Here is a 14,123-nt window from a genome sequence, read left to right as displayed (position 1 = left end):
GAGCACACGCGGAGGACGGCCGGTCACTCCACGAACAGACCCCGGACCGCCGCCTTCGCGTCGAACTCCTCCAGCCGGGCCTGCGCCTGGGGCAGGTCGTCGCAGACCGCCTCCAGCAGCACCCGCCCGAGCAGCATCGGCGCGCACGCGGTGTCGAAGGCGAGCCCGGTGCCGACGGCGGCGGGCAGCAGCAGATCGGAGTACTTGGCGACCGGAGCGAACGCGGAGTCGGCGACCGTGACGGTCGTCAGGCCCACGTCCTTGGCGTAGGCGAGGGTGTCGACGACCTCGCGCGGATGGCGGGGCAGCGCGAAGCACAGCAGCGCGGAGGCACCGGCGCGGACGGCCGCGTCGATCCGGTCCTGGATCATCGTGCCGCCCTCGTTGAGCAGCCGGACGTCCGGGTGCACCTTGGCGGCGAAGTAGGCGAAGCCGTACGCCTGGGAGGCGGCGGCGCGCAGGCCGAGCACCGGCAGCGCACGCGAGGCGGCCAGGATCCGGCCGGCCCTCTGCACCGGACGCGGGTCGGCCAGCAGGTCGGCGAGGTGCCGCAGGTTCTCGATCTCGGCCTCGACGGCCTGCTGGTACTCGTTGAAGGCGCCCGCCTCGGCGGCCGGTTCGGCGGGTACGACCTCGCGCAGGTGCTTGCGCAGCGCCGGATAGCCGTCGAAGCCGAGCGCGACGGCGAACCGGGTCACCGACGGCTGGCTGACCCCGGCCAGCTCGGCCAGCTCCACGCTGGACAGGAAGGGCACGTCGGCGGCCCGCCGCACCATGCTGTGCGCGATCCGGCGCTGGGTCGGCGTGAGCCGGTGCCCTTCGAAGAGCGCCTGCAGGCGGTTCGCGGGGCTGTCGCTCCCGCCACCGGAGGTCACATCGCCGGAGGCCACACCGGTACTCCTGTCCACGCTCATGACGCGCTCCCCCTCCAGATGTCCGTGAACCGGTCGAGCAGTGCGGCCGCCGCCGTCACGTCGCCCGTGAGCGGCCGGTCGGCCGGATCGGCGTCGAGGACCGTCCCGGCGAGCGCGAACGCCCGTCCGGCCGGCAGCCCGGGGTCGGGCCTGCGGTGCCGCTGGCGCGGTGTGCGGACGGCGGCGACGAGTTCGCAGCCGACCAGCAGACGGTACGCACCGCACGCGCGCGGGGTCTGCCGCGCGGCGAGCGAGGCGGAGCCCGCCTGTTCCTCGACGCCCCGGGAGAGTACAGCGTGACCGGGCGAGGCGGGCGCGCAGAGGGCCCGCAGATCGCCGGGGGCCGCTCCGGCCGGGTACTCCGGGATCATCGCGCCGCAGGAGGCCGGGGCCGGCAGCTGGTTGGCGCGCACGGCGAGCCTCGTACGGGCCTGGCGGGCGGGAAGCTCGGCACCGATGCCGCCGGCGTGGCCGCGCAGCAGGCGCCGGCCGTGGCCGGCGGCGGCCCCGGGGACCACGACCGTCATGGCCCGCGTGGACGGCGCGGACTCCGGCGCGTCCACGCTACGAGACGACATCAAGCCCACACTCCCCTCACCCGGACATCCGGACCGGCTCTGTGACCACCGGAACCTATTCAGTCACCAAGAACTCTGCATGACGTTATACAGCCAGGCAAGGGGCCCGCGGCCCGGTGCGAAGAGGGGGGCTGTCCCCAGTGCGGGGGAAGTGACCACTCCGTAGGCTCGGGCCCATGAGCACACTGGACTCGCCGGACGCGAGCCTGAAGAAGGACGCGGACCTGCGGAAGGAACTCGACGCCACCGTGCGGGCCCGCACGGACCTGGGCGACGAGTACGACTCCGCGCTGGTCGACTCCTTCCTGGAGAGGGTCGAGCAGCGGATCGACGACGCGGTGGACCGCCGGGTGCGGCGGCACCTGGCCGAGCAGCGGATGGAGACGGCGCGCGGCGCCCGGCGCCCGAAGGACGCCGACACCTGGGCGGAGCGCTTCGGGTTCGGCATCATCTCGCTGGTCCTGGCGGTCCCGCTGACCGCCGTCGGCGGTGGCATCGCGGGCACGGCCGGGACGCTGGCGACCTGGGTCGGCATCGTCGGCGTCAACTTCGCCCAGGCGGTGCGCGTCAACCCGGAGCTCCTCACCGGGCGGCGGCGCTCGTCGTCCGAGGACTGACCGTCCTCACGCCTGCCGGGCCGGCAGCACCATGATCTGGCGGAGGTTGACGTGCCGGGGCCCGCTGGTGGCGTAGGCGACGAGGTCAGGGAGTGCCGCGTACGGCGTGAAGAAGATACGGCACCCGGTGGCGGGCCTGCTGACCCTGCCGTACGAGACCCTGACGATCCCGGCGGCCCCCGGGCAGACGATCGTGGCGTACACCCCGGAACCGGGGCCGGAGGCGGCGGAACGCCTTGCCCCGCTGGGGGGTTGGGAATCCAGCAGCGCACCCTGAGGCGCACGGAAAGCCGCGGAGAAGGCTTTCGCGGGGACCGCCGCACCCCCGTTGCCGGGGGGCGGGACGACGGCGGTCCCCGCGAGGGACGCGGGCCGGGTCAGGCCGGGCCCCCGCGTCCGTGGCGTCCATGGAGGTCCGGGAGCCGCTCCGGAGGTCCTTGGCGCCGTTCTGCGCCGGCCGGGGCGGGGAGCCGCTCCCGCCCTGCCGACACCCACCAATGTGCCGGACCCGTGTTAAGCGGGTGCTGCGCGCACGTGACACTTCCGGGACGGCTTCGGGCGGCCCAGGTCACCGCATGTTCGCCGGATACACGGGCCGTTCACCGCCGGGCCGTTACTTGTTCCCGCCCTTGGCCAGGAAGGCCAGCAGGTCCTGCCGGCTGACCACGCCGGTCGGCTTGCCCTCGACCAGGACGATCGCCGCGTCGGCCGAGCCGAGCACGGACATCAGGTCGCCGACCGGCTCGCCGGAGCCGACCTGGGGCAGCGGGGCGGACATGTGCTTCTCCAGCGGGTCCTCGAGGGAGGCCCGCTTGTTGAAGAGCGCGTCCAGCAACTCCCGCTCCACGACGGACCCGACGACCTCGGCGGCCATCACGTCGGGGTGACCGGCGCCCGGCTTGACGACCGGCATCTGCGAGACGCCGTACTCGCGCAGCACCTCGATGGCCTCGCCGACGGTCTCCTCCGGGTGCATGTGCACGAGGGAGGGGATGGTGCCGCCGGCCTTGTCGTTCAGGACGTCGGCGACGCGGGCGCTCGGGCCCTCGTCCTCCAGGAAGCCGTAGTCGGCCATCCACTCGTCGTTGAAGATCTTCGACAGGTACCCACGGCCGCTGTCCGGGAGCAGCACGACCACGACGTCGTCCGGGCCGAGCCGCTCGGCGACCCGCAGCGCGGCGACGACGGCCATGCCGCAGGAGCCGCCGACGAGCAGGCCCTCCTCCTTGGCCAGGCGGCGGGTCATCTGGAAGGCGTCCTTGTCGGACACGGCGACGATCTCGTCGGCGACGGTGCGGTCGTAGGCGGTCGGCCAGAAGTCCTCACCGACGCCCTCGATCAGGTACGGCCGCCCCGAGCCGCCGGAGTACACCGAGCCCTCGGGGTCGGCGCCGATGACCTGGACCGTGCCGTCGCTGGCGTCCTTCAGATAGCGGCCGGTACCGGAGATGGTCCCTCCCGTACCCACGCCCGCCACGAAGTGGGTGATCTTCCCCTCGGTCTGCTCCCACAGCTCGGGGCCGGTCGAGTGGTAGTGCGACAGCGGGTTGTTGGGGTTGGAGTACTGGTCGGGCTTCCAGGCACCCGGGGTCTCCCGGACGAGCCGGTCGGAGACGTTGTAGTAGGAATCCGGGTGCTCCGGCGCCACGGCGGTCGGGCAGACGACCACTTCCGCGCCGTACGCGCGCAGCACGTTGATCTTGTCGGTGGAGACCTTGTCAGGGCAGACGAAGATGCACTTGTAGCCCTTCTGCTGGGCGACGATCGCCAGTCCCACGCCGGTGTTGCCACTGGTCGGCTCGACGATCGTGCCGCCCGGCTTCAACTCCCCGCTCTCCTCGGCGGCCTCGATCATGCGCAGGGCGATGCGGTCCTTCACGGAGCCGCCCGGGTTGAAGTACTCCACCTTGGCCAGGACGGTGGCCTGGATGCCCTTGGTCACGTTGTTGAGCCGCACCAGCGGGGTGTTGCCGACGAGGCTGATCATCGAGTCGTGGAATCGCACCGTTGTCTCCGGTCGCTGCAAAAGAAGTGTTCGTAGTGGTGTCGCCAGCCTAAGGCCAGGTGTGTGGCCGTGGCGGTCGTTCACTCCCCGTTGAGATTGGCACACGGTCGGTACGGGGCAAGGAGTGGATGTACGGCTATGAGGAGGTGGCGGCGACGCATGACGAGCATGTCGAGGGCGAGAGTGGCCCGCCGCATCGCGGCCGGAGCGGCGTACGGCGGTGGCGGGGTCGGGCTGATCGGCGCGGCCGCCGTCGGCGTGCTGCTGGCGGAGGTCCGTCTGGCGCGGCGCCATGTGGGCAACGGCAGCGGCGGCCGGGTCCCGGTGGCCGACGGCGTCTACGGCCATGTGTACGACGTCCCCGGGGAACCGCCCCTGCGTCTGACCATGCTCGGCGACTCGACGGCGGCCGGGCAGGGCGTGCACCGGTCGGGCCAGACACCGGGCGCGCTGCTGGCCTCGGGCCTGGCGGCGGTGGCGGAGCGCCCGGTGGAACTCCGCAACGTCGCCCTGCCGGGCGCCCAGTCCGACGACCTGGACCGCCAGGTGGCCCTGGTCCTGTCGTCCTCGGCTCCCGTCCCGGACATCTGCGTGATCATGATCGGCGCGAACGACGTGACGCACCGGATGCCGCCGACCCGTTCGGTACGGCACCTGTCGGCGGCGGTACGACGGCTGCGCACGGCCGGCGCGGAGGTGGTGGTCGGCACGTGTCCCGACCTCGGCACCATCGAGCCGGTGCAGCAGCCGCTGCGCTGGCTGGCCCGGCGGGCCTCCCGGCAGCTGGCGGCGGCGCAGACGATCGGGGCGGTGGAACAGGGGGGCCGGACCGTGTCGCTGGGCGACCTCCTGGGCCCGGAGTTCGAGGCGAACCCGCGGGAGCTGTTCGGCCCGGACAACTACCACCCCTCGGCCGAGGGGTACGCGACGGCGGCGATGGCCCTCCTGCCGACGGTGTGCGCGGCGCTGGGTCTGTGGCCGGCGGAGGAGGAACGGCCGGACGTCTCGCGGCGCGAGGGTTTCCTGCCGGTGGCACGGGCCGCCGCGGAAGCCGCTTCCGAGGCGGGCACGGAGGTCACGGCGGCGATGCCTACGGGGCCCCGGGGGCCCTGGGCTCTGCTGAAGCGGCGCCGCCGCCGGCGGGTACCCGAGGCGGAGCCGGCACGCCCCTCCGTGTGACCCGCCTGGGGCCTGCCGCCCCGGCGCCCTGTCAGCCGACGGGCGTCCGCCATGGCCAAGCAAGCGCTTAGAAAGTGCGGTCAGTGTCACACCGCAACACCGATGACCACAGAAGTACGGCCGGGTAACTTCCCAACCGGCCCTGCCCAAACCCGTTCACATGGAGCCCGTGATGCCCGAAGCCGTCATCGTCTCGACCGCCCGCTCCCCCATCGGCCGCGCAGGCAAGGGCTCCCTGAAGGACCTGCGCCCCGACGACCTGACCGCCACGATCATCCAGGCCGCGCTCGCCAAGGTCCCCGAGCTCGACCCCAGGGACATCGACGACCTGATGCTCGGCTGCGGCCTCCCCGGCGGCGAGCAGGGCCACAACCTCGGCCGGATCGTCGCCGTACAGATGGGCATGGACCACCTGCCGGGCTGCACGATCACCCGCTACTGCTCCTCGTCCCTGCAGACCTCCCGCATGGCCCTGCACGCCATCAAGGCCGGCGAGGGCGACGTCTTCATCTCGGCCGGCGTCGAGACGGTCTCCCGGTACGTCAACGGCAGCTCCGACATGCCGGGCACGTACAACCCGCTGTTCGCCGAGGCCCAGGCCCGCACCGCGGCCGTCGCCGAGTCCGAGGGTTCCACCTGGCACGACCCGCGCGAGGACGGCCTGCTGCCCGACCCGTACATCGCGATGGGCCAGACCGCCGAGAACCTGGCCCGCGCCAAGGGCATCAGCCGCCAGGAGATGGACGAGTTCGGCGTCCGCTCGCAGAACCTCGCCGAGCAGGCCGTCAAGAACGGCTTCTGGGAGCGCGAGATCACCCCGGTGACGCTTCCCGACGGCACGGTCGTCAGCAAGGACGACGGCCCCCGCCCCGGCGTCACCCTGGAGGGCGTCGCCGGTCTGAAGCCGGTCTTCCGCCCGGACGGGCTCGTCACCGCCGCCAACTGCTGCCCGCTCAACGACGGCGCCGCCGCGGTCGTCATCATGTCCGACACCAAGGCCCGCGAGCTGGGTCTGACCCCGCTCGCCCGCATCGTGTCGACGGGCGTCTCCGGCCTGTCCCCGGAGATCATGGGCCTCGGCCCGGTGGAGGCCTCCCGGCAGGCCCTGCGGCGCGCCGGCCTGACCATGGACGACATCGACCTGGTCGAGATCAACGAGGCCTTCGCCGCCCAGGTGATCCCCTCCTACCAGGACCTCGGCATCGACCTCGACAAGCTGAACGTCAACGGCGGCGCCATCGCCGTCGGCCACCCCTTCGGCATGACCGGCGCCCGGATCACCGGCACGCTCATCAACTCCCTGCAGTGGCACGACAAGCAGTTCGGCCTGGAGACGATGTGCGTCGGCGGCGGCCAGGGCATGGCGATGGTCATCGAGCGCCTCAGCTGACACACCGTCCGTAGCGGACCAGGCACGTCACGTCAGGAACCGGCCCGGAACCGAGGAAACCCCAAGGTTCTGGGCCTTTCCGTGATCCAATCTCGCCCAGGATGTGACCTATCTCGCTCACCGGACACATCAGTGCAGGTCAGCGCCGGTCAGCGCGGTAGGCGGCCCCGGCGCGAACTCAAAGTCCCGTCCGTTTCGTGACGTTACGCACTGACAGCTGGATAGTCCGCCCTTCAAGCTGATGTAGGAAGTCGGGGGTCGACTTTGAACCGGGAGTACGTCAGTGAGCGCCATGCCGATCGCCCTGCTGCTCACCACGGCCGCCACCGGCGCCGTGGGCGTCGCCGTCCTGCGCACCGTTCTGAAGCTGCGCCGCCAGCTCAGGGAGCTGCAGACCCAGCTCGCGGAGAACCAGTCAGCCGCCATGCGCGGGCTGCTGCCGAACGCCCGCAGCCACTCCGACGCCGACCAGATACGCGCCGCCGTGGCCGAGGCGCTCGCCGAGGAGCGGGAGCGGGAGCTGGCCGAGGCGCGCGCCTTCTGGGCCGCCCAGGAGGCCCGTGACGCCTCCGACACCCCCACTCTGCTCGGCCTGCCCGACGCCGACCTGTTCCTGCCCCGGCAGACCGACTTCGCGGGCCTGGAGCCGGTGTCCGAGCCGACCGCCGAGGCCGACGAGTTCGCCGGGGAGTCCCCGGAGCTGGCCGCGGCCCGCCGCCGCCACCCCTCGCACCCCGACTTCGTCCCGGTGCAGTCGCCGGCGGTGAACGACCACGAGCGCACGGCGACCACGCTGGAGCAGCTGGCCGCGGAGCGCGTCGAACTCTCCGACGTCCGTCCGGGCCCGCTCGGCACCCTCGACGTCTACGTCTTCGCCGACGGCACCACCCTGTGCATGACCCCGGGCCACCGCGAGACCGCCGAACGCCTGGCGGCGGCGGTGGACGCGGGCGAGGCCCCGTACCTGCTGGGCGGCTCGGGCGTCTCCGGCGCCTACACGCTGACCTTCGCGTGCGGCGAGGACATGGTCTACATCCTGGCCGACCGGGTCATAGCGTCGCTTTGAGACACCGGCGAGGGCCGGCGCCCGTCCGGCCTAGACGCCCGCCCTCTGCCGCGCCTCCTCAACCATCCGGACCGATTCGGCGACCTCGTCCTCGGTCCGCAGCACCAGTGCCAAATCGTGCGCGGCGACGAGGATTTGATCAGCCGCCGCGAACATCCCCGCATCCGGCATCTCCCGGGCCTCACTCCCCGGCTCCTCAACGGCCTGCGCCCGCCGGGCCAACTCCCTGGCCAGTGCCAGTGCCTCCGCGGCAGCGCCCCGCTGAAGGCGGCTCTGCGGCGCCGCGCGCAACCGGTCGGCGAAGTGATCCACTGCTTGGGTCAAGGGCGTCGTATCAACCACGCGCCGAGCGTAACGTGCCGCACTGTTGCCAATACGCGAACGCTCAGGCACGGTGACGTGAAGGACCGGCTTACATCCCCTTTGCGTCCGGAGGCGCCGATGTCCCAACTCTTCTCCGAGGAGACCCACCGCAATCTGCTCGCCCGCATCCCCCATTGCACCGGCCGTGAAGTCTCCGACTGGCTGCGCACCGTAGAAGAAGGCCCCGCCCTGTTCCGCTTCGAGGAGAAGGTCAGCTGGCTCCGGCACGAGTACGACCTCGCGTACGGCCACGCGAAGGCGATCGTCCACGAGTACGACCTGAGGAGGGCGGCGCGCAAGCTGCTCTAGACGGCGAAGGGCCCCGGGGCGGAACCCGGGGCCCTTGCTCATGACCGGCACATGTGCTGCTCGCGCTAGTCGTTGTTGGTGAAGATCGCCACCAGCCGGAGCATCTCGACGTAGATCCACACCAGGGTCATGGTGAGGCCGAACGCGGCCAGCCAGGACTCGTTGCGCGGGGCGCCGTAGGCGATGCCGTCCTCGATCTGCTTGAAGTCGAGGGTCAGGAAGAACGCGCCGAGCAGGATCGCGATGATGCCGACGAGCGCGCCGAGCGGACCGAAGCTGCGCAGACCGCCGTCCTCGGCGACGCCGAACGCGACCAGCAGCAGGTTGACCGCCATGACCACCAGGAACGCCATGGCGATGGCGATACCGATGCGGGCGTAGCGGGCGGTGACGCGGATCCAGCCGGCCTTGTAGACCAGCAGGGTCGCGCCCGCGACCGCCATGGTGCCGAGCACCGCCTGGAACGGGGCGCCGCTCCAGCGGCTGTTGTACATCTCGCTGATGACCCCGAGGAAGACGCCCTCGAAGGCGGCGTACCCGAGGATCAGCGCGGGGGACGGGGTGCGCTTGAAGCTCTGCACCATCGCCAGGACGAACGCGACGATCGCGGAACCGACGGCCAGGCCGTAGCTGGTCGTCGTGACCGGCAGCAGCGCCCAGGCGAGGACGGCGCCGACGGCGACGGTGCCGAGCGTGAGGGCCGAGCGGACGACGACGTCGTCCATGGTCATCCGGTCGGTGGTGGCGGGGGCCTGCGGCGGGGCGCCGTGCTGGACACCCGGTTGGGCGTACGGGCTCTGGGCGTAGGGGTTCTGCGCGTACGGGTTGCCCTGTGCGTACCCGGCCTGCGGTGCGGTGTTGAAGCCGGCGTAGCCGTTGTCGCGGCTGAACCCCCGTCGCGAGAAGACCGGGTTACTGCTCCTCATTTCACTCCTCCATGGCTGCCGTGCGCAGCCTTGGCTCAAGAGTAATGGATTGGCAAAGGACCGACCATGATACTTGAGGAGGATCTTTCCTCTGCCCTGCTGCGCAACACGCTACGTGGACCGGGGATTCCCGGCCACGGTTGATCGCATTCCCTGACGAACCTGCGACCTAACCGAGAGCAAACCCGGTGTACGCCTCGGCCAGGTCGGTCGCGGCCGCGCGAGGAGGCGATGCGTTGCAGCCGGGCCCGCTGGAGGCGGGCGCCGAAGGGCGTGCCGTCCGAGGCCGGATGGAGCATCGTCGTCATGTCGCGGGAGAACCGCTCGGCCTGCCAGACGCGGCGCAGACAGGTCGCGGAGTAGGCGTCGAGAAGGTCCGGGGACCCGCATGTGGGTGACCGACTTGTGGGTGACGGGGCCGCGTTCGAGCCGCCAGCCGTCGTCCGTCTCGCAGCGCCGCTCCAGCTCCGACCAGATCTCGCCGTCGGTCCCCTCCTCGGCCCGCGTTCCGGCGGGCACCTGGAGGTAGAGGCGGGACACGAAGGAGGAAGCAGGGAGGGAGGCGGCCTGCCTGGACGGGGGGTGGCGGGTGACGGGCGGGCGCATGGAGAGGAGGGCGAAGCCGCGCTCGTGGCGGGCGTGACGAGTTCGTCGTGCGAGGGCGAACAGCAGCGGCCCGACCGCCGGTCAGGGCGGGGAAGTCGACGCGGTGGCGGCGGCGGTCGAAGCGCAGCTCGATGCCGTCGTGCCGCAGCCCCTGCCGGTCCATCCGCTCCCCGGCACCGGCGGCGCGCAGCACGTCGACCGTGCCCTGCTCCAGGACCCCGGCGTGGTGCAGCACCCGGGTGAAGTTTCCTTCACCGATCGCGGGGGCGCGTCTCCGCCGGTGACCATCCGATGTCAATGGGGTGGGAGCCGCGCGCTGGACCCTGTCACAGGGCGCGGGTGGTGCCCGGAGCCGGACTTGAACCGGCACGCCCGCGAAGGGGCAGCGAGGTTTAAGCTCGCCGTGTCTGCATTCCACCATCCGGGCAGGCCATGGGCTCCGCTTCGAGGTTCGAGCCTATCGGGACGCATCCCCCGAACAGCGGAAGGGCGGACCGATGTTGTCTTATTTTATTGACGTCTGAGGGTGCATCAGCCTGCGGAACGGGCCATCCGCACTTGCCAACAGCGTGACGTGACGGGGGATCGGACGTACGTGGAATGACGGAATTTCACCGTCCCAACGAGGGTGATCCACCCGTTCTCGACATCGTTCGACACCGGTTCGACCCCGGTGCGACCGCGCCCCCCTCTCAGGGTCGGCCGTCCTCCCCAGGTATGACACGGGGCCCGCCCGTCCGACCCGAGTCGCCCTCCGGAACCGGATCAGCGACTGACTACACGCGCTCCCGGCACCGAGACGATGGAACGGTCCCCATGGAACACACGTCGTCCCGACAGGAGCACCGTCCCGTGACCACCACACCCACCGCCGGCCGGACCACCGCAGTGGCCGCACGCGCCTCGGAGCTGTCGAAGATCTACGGGCAGGGTGAGACCCGGGTGGTCGCCCTGGACCGGGTCTCCGTCGACTTCCGGCAGGCCGAGTTCACCGCGATCATGGGCCCGTCCGGCTCGGGCAAGTCCACGCTGATGCACTGTGTGGCCGGCCTCGACACCTTCTCCTCCGGCTCCGTGCGCATCGGCGACACCGAGCTGGGCGCCCTGAAGGACAAGCAGCTCACCAAGCTCCGCCGGGACAAGATCGGCTTCATCTTCCAGGCGTTCAACCTGCTGCCGACGCTGACCGCCCTGGAGAACATCACCCTGCCGATGGACATCGCCGGACGGAAGCCGGACAAGGCCTGGATGGACCAGGTGATCTCGATGGTCGGCCTGTCCGGGCGGCTCAGCCACCGGCCCGCGCAGCTCTCCGGCGGTCAGCAGCAGCGCGTGGCCGTCGCCCGTGCCCTCGCCTCCAGGCCCGACATCATCTTCGGTGACGAGCCGACCGGAAACCTCGACTCGCGCTCCGGCGCCGAGGTGCTCGGCTTCCTGCGCAACTCCGTGCGCGAACTGGGCCAGACCGTCGTCATGGTGACCCACGACCCGGTCGCCGCCGCCTACGCAGACCGCGTCGTCTTCCTCGCCGACGGCCGGATCGTCGACGAGATGTACGCGCCCACGGCCGACTCCGTCCTCGACCTCATGAAGCAGTTCGACGCGAAGGGCCGTACCAGCTGATGTTCCGCACCGCCCTGCGCAACGTCCTCGCGCACAAGGCCCGGCTGATGATGACCGTGCTCGCCGTCATGCTCGGCGTGGCCTTCGTCTCCGGGACGCTCGTCTTCACCAACACCATCTCCGACGCCTACCAGAAGAGTTCCGCCAAGGGCTTCGACCAGGTCGACGTCGCCGTGCGGCCCGAGTACCAGGACTCCAAGGGCGACCAGGTCGGCCGGACGGCCGAGCTGACCCGGGCCATGCTGGACAAGGCCGGCAAGGTCCCCGGCGCCGCCTCCGCGACCGGTGTCGTCAGCGGCTTCACCGCCGTCGCCGACCAGGACGGCAAGCTGGCCGGCGGCGACTGGCAGTCCGCCGGCGGCAACTACTGGGGCACCAAGGACGCCCGTTACCCGCTGGTCGGCGGCCACGCCCCGCACGGCGCGGGCGAGGTGCTGCTCGACTCCAAGACCGCGAAGCGCGCCGGCTACGAGGTCGGTGACACCGTGCGCCTGTCGGTGAACGGCCCGGTCCTCAAGCCGACCCTCGCCGGCATCTTCACCACCGACGACGGCAACGTGTCCGCCGGCGGCAGCCTCGCCCTGTTCGACACGCCGACGGCGCAGAAGCTCTTCGGCAAGAAGGGCACCTACGACGAGATCGACGTCAAGGCCGCGCCCGGCACCAGCCAGGCCGCGCTCAAGGCCGCGCTGGACAAGGCCCTGCCGTCCCACCTGGTGGAGACCACCACCGGCAAACAGCTCGCCGACGACCAGGCGAAGATGATCTCCGACCAGATGAGCAGCCTGAAGCAGAGCCTGCTGGTGTTCGCCGGCATCGCCCTGTTCGTCGGCACGTTCATCATCGCCAACACCTTCACCATGCTGGTCGCCCAGCGCACCCGGGAACTGGCCCTGCTGCGCGCGGTCGGCGCCTCCCGCCGCCAGGTGACCCGCTCGGTGCTCATCGAGGCGTTCGCGGTCGGCGCGGTCGCCGGGGTGGCCGGTCTGGCCGCCGGTATCGGCATCGGCGCGGGCCTGCGCTCCCTGCTGGGCTCCTTCGGTGCGAGCGTGCCCGACGGGCCGCTGGTGATCAGCCCCGGCACGGTGGTGGCCGCCCTCGCGGTCGGCATCCTCATCACCGTGCTGGCCGCCTGGCTGCCCGGCCGCCGCGCCGCGAAGATCCCGCCGGTGGCGGCGATGAGCAGCGTGCACGCCAAGGCGACGACCAAGTCGCTGGTGCTGCGCAACACGCTCGGCGCGCTGTTCGCGGCGGCCGGCATCGCGGTGGTCCTCGCGGCCACGTCGATGGACGCCGACTCCGCTCAGGGCCCGATGGGCATCGGGGCCGTGCTGCTGATCACCGGTGTGTTCATCCTGACCCCGCTGCTGTCCCGCCCGCTGATCGCGGCCGCCGCCCCGCTCATGCGCGCCTTCGGCGTCTCGGGCAAGCTGGCCCGCCAGAACTCGGTGCGCAACCCCCGGCGTACGGCGGCCACCGCCTCGGCGCTGATGATCGGCCTGACCCTGATCACCGGTATGACGGTGATGGCGGGCAGCCTGCAGACGGCGATCGACAAGATGGCCTCCTCGGCGATCCGCGCCGACTACGTCGTCTCGATGGCCAACCGCTCCCCGCTCTCCCCCGAGGTGGCGAAGAAGCTCGCCGCCACCGACGGCGTCACCGCCAGCAGCCCGCTGCGCAACGGCGAGTCCCGGATCGACGGCACGAGCGAGTACCTGACCGGGGTCAACGGCTCGTCCATCGGGAAGCTGACGGACCTGAAGGTGGACGACGGCACGTTCGAGGTGGGCGGCACACAGGTCGTCGTCGACAAGGACCGGGCCGAGGAGCACGGCTGGACGCCCGGTTCGCACTTCACCGCGCACTTCGAGGACGGCAAGGCGCAGCGGCTGACCGTCGCCGGGATCTACGAGGGCAACGACATGATCAACGGGATCATGCTCGACAACAGGGTCCTCACCCCGCACCTCACGGACCCCGCCGACATGCAGGTCATGGTCAAGACGGCGGACGGCGCGTCCGACGCGGCCAGGAGCAAGCTGACCAAGGCCCTCGGCCTGAACCCGGCGATCAAGATCCAGGACAAGCAGGACATCTCCAACGGCATCGCGAAGATGTTCACGACGATGCTGAACATGCTCTACGGCCTGCTCGGCATGGCGGTGGTCGTCGCGGTCCTCGGGGTCATCAACACCCTGGCCATGTCGGTCTTCGAGCGCTCGCAGGAGATCGGCATGCTGCGTGCGATCGGCCTGGACCGCAGGGCGGTCAAGCGGATGGTCCGCCTGGAGTCCCTGGTGATCTCCCTGTTCGGCGGGGTGCTCGGCATCGGTCTGGGCGTGTTCTTCGGCTGGGCGGCCGGCGAGCTGCTGGGCACGAAGATGCCGACGTACGAACTGGTCCTGCCCTGGGGCCGGATGGCGGTCTTCCTGCTGCTGGCGGGCCTGGTCGGGGTCCTGGCCGCGCTGTGGCCGGCCCGGCGCGCGGCCCGGCTGAACATGCTGGCGGCGATCAAGGCCGAGTAGCCGTACGGCATCCGAGGGG

Annotated in this window: 13 protein-coding genes, 1 tRNA gene and 2 pseudogenes; 8 read left to right on the top strand and 8 right to left on the bottom strand. The window is 71.2% G+C overall.

The window, feature by feature from the left end:
* Positions 1–23: 23 nt before the first annotated feature.
* Together ACZ7GZ_RS17725 and ACZ7GZ_RS17720 are read right to left on the bottom strand one after the other, a co-directional pair.
* Positions 24–914 carry a MurR/RpiR family transcriptional regulator gene (locus tag ACZ7GZ_RS17725; protein ID WP_471025003.1) on the bottom strand — a complete coding sequence of 297 codons (891 nt, stop codon included), beginning with the start codon at positions 912–914 and terminating at the stop codon, positions 24–26.
* Positions 911–1,303: pseudogene (locus ACZ7GZ_RS17720) on the bottom strand (aromatic amino acid lyase); the annotation flags it as partial. The gene ACZ7GZ_RS17725 and the pseudogene ACZ7GZ_RS17720, both read right to left, overlap by 4 nt.
* 365 nt (positions 1,304–1,668) lie before the next feature.
* Here ACZ7GZ_RS17720 and ACZ7GZ_RS17715 point away from each other — a divergent pair.
* Positions 1,669–2,109 carry a hypothetical protein gene (locus ACZ7GZ_RS17715; protein ID WP_471025002.1) on the top strand — a complete coding sequence of 147 codons (441 nt, stop codon included), beginning with the start codon at positions 1,669–1,671 and terminating at the stop codon, positions 2,107–2,109.
* Positions 2,110–2,115: 6 nt separating this feature from the next.
* On the opposite strand, the gene ACZ7GZ_RS17710 is transcribed toward ACZ7GZ_RS17715, so the two are convergent.
* A complete protein-coding gene (locus ACZ7GZ_RS17710; RefSeq protein WP_471025106.1) occupies positions 2,116–2,313 on the bottom strand; it encodes a hypothetical protein in 198 nt (65 codons plus the stop codon).
* Between ACZ7GZ_RS17710 and ACZ7GZ_RS17705 the strand changes: the two genes are divergently transcribed.
* Positions 2,246–2,386, top strand: coding sequence for a hypothetical protein (locus tag ACZ7GZ_RS17705; RefSeq protein WP_471025101.1), 141 nt, complete (start codon positions 2,246–2,248; stop codon positions 2,384–2,386). The genes ACZ7GZ_RS17710 and ACZ7GZ_RS17705 overlap by 68 nt on opposite strands.
* A gap of 336 nt (positions 2,387–2,722) precedes the next feature.
* Here ACZ7GZ_RS17705 and ACZ7GZ_RS17700 read toward each other — a convergent pair whose 3' ends face one another.
* Positions 2,723–4,114 (bottom strand): cystathionine beta-synthase, encoded by a 1,392-nt coding sequence (locus ACZ7GZ_RS17700; RefSeq protein WP_471025000.1) that lies wholly within the window; start codon positions 4,112–4,114, stop codon positions 2,723–2,725.
* 159 nt (positions 4,115–4,273) lie between these two features.
* Here ACZ7GZ_RS17700 and ACZ7GZ_RS17695 point away from each other — a divergent pair, with 159 nt between their 5' ends.
* From ACZ7GZ_RS17695 to ACZ7GZ_RS17685, 3 genes are all read left to right on the top strand, one after another.
* A complete protein-coding gene (locus ACZ7GZ_RS17695) occupies positions 4,274–5,293 on the top strand; it encodes an SGNH/GDSL hydrolase family protein (RefSeq protein ID WP_471024998.1) in 1,020 nt (339 codons plus the stop codon).
* A 172-nt stretch (positions 5,294–5,465) separates the two neighbouring features.
* Positions 5,466–6,683, top strand: a complete 1,218-nt coding sequence (locus ACZ7GZ_RS17690; RefSeq protein ID WP_471024997.1) for an acetyl-CoA C-acetyltransferase — start codon at positions 5,466–5,468, stop codon at positions 6,681–6,683.
* A 283-nt stretch (positions 6,684–6,966) separates the two neighbouring features.
* Positions 6,967–7,749 (top strand): hypothetical protein, encoded by a 783-nt coding sequence (locus ACZ7GZ_RS17685; RefSeq protein ID WP_471024995.1) that lies wholly within the window; start codon positions 6,967–6,969, stop codon positions 7,747–7,749.
* A 30-nt stretch (positions 7,750–7,779) separates the two neighbouring features.
* On the opposite strand, the gene ACZ7GZ_RS17680 is transcribed toward ACZ7GZ_RS17685, so the two are convergent.
* The gene (locus ACZ7GZ_RS17680; protein ID WP_450794514.1) at positions 7,780–8,091 is read right to left on the bottom strand and encodes a hypothetical protein; all 312 of its coding nucleotides are present in this window, start codon (positions 8,089–8,091) and stop codon (positions 7,780–7,782) included.
* Positions 8,092–8,190: 99 nt separating this feature from the next.
* Between ACZ7GZ_RS17680 and ACZ7GZ_RS17675 the strand changes: the two genes are divergently transcribed.
* A complete protein-coding gene (locus ACZ7GZ_RS17675; protein WP_020940491.1) occupies positions 8,191–8,421 on the top strand; it encodes a DUF4287 domain-containing protein in 231 nt (76 codons plus the stop codon).
* Between the two features lie 65 nt (positions 8,422–8,486).
* Here the strand turns inward: ACZ7GZ_RS17675 and ACZ7GZ_RS17670 are convergent, their stop codons facing one another.
* From ACZ7GZ_RS17670 to ACZ7GZ_RS17660, 3 genes and pseudogenes are all read right to left on the bottom strand, one after another.
* Positions 8,487–9,347, bottom strand: a complete 861-nt coding sequence (locus ACZ7GZ_RS17670) for a Bax inhibitor-1/YccA family protein (RefSeq protein ID WP_471024993.1) — start codon at positions 9,345–9,347, stop codon at positions 8,487–8,489.
* A gap of 169 nt (positions 9,348–9,516) precedes the next feature.
* Positions 9,517–10,176, bottom strand: a pseudogene (locus ACZ7GZ_RS17665) (Rossmann-fold NAD(P)-binding domain-containing protein); the annotation flags it as partial.
* 117 nt (positions 10,177–10,293) lie between these two features.
* Positions 10,294–10,380 (bottom strand) — tRNA-Leu (locus ACZ7GZ_RS17660).
* 425 nt (positions 10,381–10,805) lie between these two features.
* Between ACZ7GZ_RS17660 and ACZ7GZ_RS17655 the strand changes: the two genes are divergently transcribed.
* On the top strand, positions 10,806–11,576 hold the full coding sequence (locus ACZ7GZ_RS17655) for an ABC transporter ATP-binding protein (protein ID WP_471024991.1): 771 nt from the start codon (positions 10,806–10,808) through the stop codon (positions 11,574–11,576).
* On the top strand, positions 11,576–14,104 hold the full coding sequence (locus ACZ7GZ_RS17650) for an ABC transporter permease (RefSeq protein WP_471024989.1): 2,529 nt from the start codon (positions 11,576–11,578) through the stop codon (positions 14,102–14,104). The genes ACZ7GZ_RS17655 and ACZ7GZ_RS17650 overlap by 1 nt, the downstream gene beginning before the upstream one ends.
* Positions 14,105–14,123 lie beyond the last annotated feature (19 nt).

The sequence above is a fragment of the Streptomyces sp. NPDC037288 genome (assembly GCF_055603265.1).
Note: the sequence above shows the minus strand (reverse complement) of the source record. Positions and strands in the feature narration are given on the sequence as shown.

What these genes read in the sequence shown, in the direction of transcription:
- ACZ7GZ_RS17725 (WP_471025003.1), bottom strand. Translation starts at nt 914, where the DNA reads ATGAGCGTGGACAGGAGTACCGGTGTGGCCTCCGGCGATGTGACCTCC.
- ACZ7GZ_RS17715 (WP_471025002.1), top strand. Translation starts at nt 1,669, where the DNA reads ATGAGCACACTGGACTCGCCGGACGCGAGCCTGAAGAAGGACGCGGAC.
- ACZ7GZ_RS17695 (WP_471024998.1), top strand. Translation starts at nt 4,274, where the DNA reads ATGACGAGCATGTCGAGGGCGAGAGTGGCCCGCCGCATCGCGGCCGGA.
- ACZ7GZ_RS17690 (WP_471024997.1), top strand. Translation starts at nt 5,466, where the DNA reads ATGCCCGAAGCCGTCATCGTCTCGACCGCCCGCTCCCCCATCGGCCGC.
- ACZ7GZ_RS17675 (WP_020940491.1), top strand. Translation starts at nt 8,191, where the DNA reads ATGTCCCAACTCTTCTCCGAGGAGACCCACCGCAATCTGCTCGCCCGC.
- ACZ7GZ_RS17670 (WP_471024993.1), bottom strand. Translation starts at nt 9,347, where the DNA reads ATGAGGAGCAGTAACCCGGTCTTCTCGCGACGGGGGTTCAGCCGCGAC.
- ACZ7GZ_RS17650 (WP_471024989.1), top strand. Translation starts at nt 11,576, where the DNA reads ATGTTCCGCACCGCCCTGCGCAACGTCCTCGCGCACAAGGCCCGGCTG.